The sequence below is a fragment of the Micrococcus sp. HMSC31B01 genome (genome assembly GCF_001816085.1).
Lineage (GTDB): Bacteria > Actinomycetota > Actinomycetes > Actinomycetales > Micrococcaceae > Micrococcus > Micrococcus luteus.
Genome location: NZ_KV824854.1, coordinates 1 through 2,518, shown reverse-complemented (window position 1 = coordinate 2,518; position 2,518 = coordinate 1). Strand labels below are relative to the sequence as shown.

The 2,518-nt window shown below is 76.1% G+C and carries 2 protein-coding genes; both read right to left on the bottom strand.

Annotated features, from left to right (window positions below; all coding sequences use genetic code 11):
* Positions 1–520: ComF family protein (locus tag HMPREF3105_RS00760; RefSeq protein WP_070708540.1), on the bottom strand; the 520-nt coding region annotated here is incomplete at its 3' end.
* A gap of 109 nt (positions 521–629) precedes the next feature.
* The gene (locus HMPREF3105_RS00755) at positions 630–2,375 is read right to left on the bottom strand and encodes an LpqB family beta-propeller domain-containing protein (protein ID WP_069942054.1); all 1,746 of its coding nucleotides are present in this window, start codon (positions 2,373–2,375) and stop codon (positions 630–632) included.
* Positions 2,376–2,518: the final 143 nt, after the last annotated feature.

Genomic DNA, 2,518 nt, shown 5'->3' with positions numbered 1-2,518 from the left:
TCGCGCGGGGCAGCAGGCGCGCACGGACGGCGTCGGAGACCAGCCACGGCGCCGGCAGCGCCCGGGTGAGCTCGGCGAGCGGGTCGTAGCCACGCCGTCGGAATCCGACCGCGCCGCCCGGGACCGGGACGAGCAGGGCGTGCCGCGCCCCGGGCAGGTCCGGCTCGAGACGCGCCGCGGCGACGGTCCGGCACAGGGCCTCGCCCAGCACGCCGCGCAGGTGCAGCGCGTGATGGTCCTTGAACGCGAGCACGGCGGCCGCCAGCGGGTCTGCGTAGCGCCCGGCCGCCATCACCGGCAGCGGAGCGCCGCCGGGGCCCAAGGGCAGGGTCGGGGCGTCCTGCTCCGCCCGGAAGGGCCGGGACAGGGCGGCGGTCAGTCCCTCCGCGCAGGCCGGGCAGAGCCGGTGGCCCGGCGCGGCGCACACCGCGCACTCGGCGGGCAGGACCAGGTCGGCCAGGGCCCGACCGAGGGTGCCGAACACCGACGGCGGGGACGGGGAGGACGGCGGGGTGCGCATGCGACGAGTCCACCGCACGCCGCCGCCGTCCGGGCGCCGGGGCGAGCCGCTGTGCGGGACGGGGCGGCTGTGCAGGAGTGGACGACGGGGCGGCGGGCGCGGGCTCGGATCAGTCTGGGAACGAGAGGTCGCGCACCCCGCGGTCGAGCTCCTGCGCCCGCCACGAGGAGCCCACCAGCAGGAACACGAACTCGTCCGTCTCCGCGTAGTAGGCGCCGTCGTCGCCGACGGAGATCCCCCGCAGACCGCCCAGCGGGTTGAGCTCCCGGACGGTGCCATCGACCGAGACGATCCGCGGCACCACGCGCTCGTCGGGCTTCTCGGCGTACGCCGAGACGAGCAGGTTCGTGTCTCCGGCCCACTCCACCGAGTCCTCCGACCCGGAGGAGGGCAGCAGGATCGGCTCGGTCAGGGCGTTCGGCACCCCTTTCGAACCGCGCACGACGCCGGACACGCGCAGGGTGGTCCGCTGGCCGTCGTCGACGAGCATCGCGGCCCGGGCCCCACTCCGCGACAACCGCAGGTCGACGATCCGCTCGCCGGGCCGCAGCCAGGTGGCCGTCACGATGCGCTCCTGCCCGCCGGGCTGGGCCGAGACGGCGCGGATCCGCGAGGTCGTGCCCCGGTCGGCCGCCCACACCCAGCCCAGGAGGTCCAGCGACGGGACGGTGAGCCCGGTGCCGCGCAGCACCTCCCGCAGGGAGCCGTCCGTGCCGGCGACGTGGACCGCCGTCCGGTCACGGGTGACGAACGCGAATCGGCTGCGGTCGCCGGACATCGTCGGGCGGACCGGATCGAGCGCGGTGACGTCCGGAGCGCCGCCCACCGGCGTGACGCTGGTCCCCTGCACGTACACGAGTCCGCCCGTCGCCGCGTCGATGCCCACCTGGACCGATCCGACGGCGGGGTCGGTCTGGACCGGGGCGGGGCCGTCGTCTCCCGACGTGGACAGCTGGGCGCCGGCGACGGTCACCTCGACCTCCTTGACCGATTGGAGGCCCGTCAGGGTCAGCTCCAGCTGCTCCCGCATGCGGTGCCGCCGGTCGGCGTCGGCCCCCTCGGCGGCCGCCTGGGTGAGGTCGACGTGGGCCACGCCGTCGTCGTCGACGCGCACCGTGGGCGCGGCCAGGTCGGTGCCGGTGCGCAGCGGGAAGGCCGTCTCCACCGCCCCGGCCAGATACGGTGCCGGCCCGCGCAGGAGCGCTCGCGTCACCGCGGTCACGGTGGTGCCCCGATTGACGAACCACCGCACGTCCGGCACGACGTAGCGCTTCGCGGTGTCGTAGAAGGCGAGCTCGTGCGGGGCGAACAGCTGTCCGAACTGCGCCTGGGAGAGCAGCGTGCCGTTCTCCGTGGACGTGATCCGCATGCCCTGCGGCCGTTCCTGCACCGTGACGGCCCAGGCCCGCGTGGTCCCCGGCGGCGCGATGGTCCGCAGGCCGTACTCGTCGATCTCCGAGTCGACCTCGACCTGGATCTGGTAGTCCCCGGCGCCGTCGCCCCGGGTGATGCGCGGCTCCGCCGAGTACACGAGGGTGCGCTGCCCGGGCGTCCACTGGGTGGCCGCGGGCCCGTCGAGGAACTGGCGCGCCACCGCGTAGTCGTCCTGCGGGCTCGTGCCCGCGAGCAGGAAGCCCCGGATGGCCTCCTCCGCCGTGTCCGACTCGGCCGGTCCCGGCGGATGGAACTGCGGCGCGTCTGCGGCTGCGGTGGCCCCGTCGACCGGGTCCGCGCTGCGCACCTCGGAGCTCTGGGGGATCTGAGTGCAGCCGCTGAGGGCGAGCATCAGGGCGGCGATCACGCCGACGACGGCGACACGCGGCGGACGGGGCGGCTGCGGATCCACGGTGGTCATCGGGCCTCCTCTGCCGCATCCTCGCCGGTCCGGTCCCCGGGGGCCGGCCCGTCGGCGGGATCCCCCGGAGGGACCCTGCGCACCGGCCGGGTCGGTGCGGTCAGGGCCTGCTCGTCCTGGCGCGCGCACGGCGGGGCGTCCGC

Coding starts and splice junctions, on each gene's coding strand:
- HMPREF3105_RS00755 (WP_069942054.1), bottom strand. CDS start 2,375: ATGACCACCGTGGATCCGCAGCCGCCCCGTCCGCCGCGTGTCGCCGTC.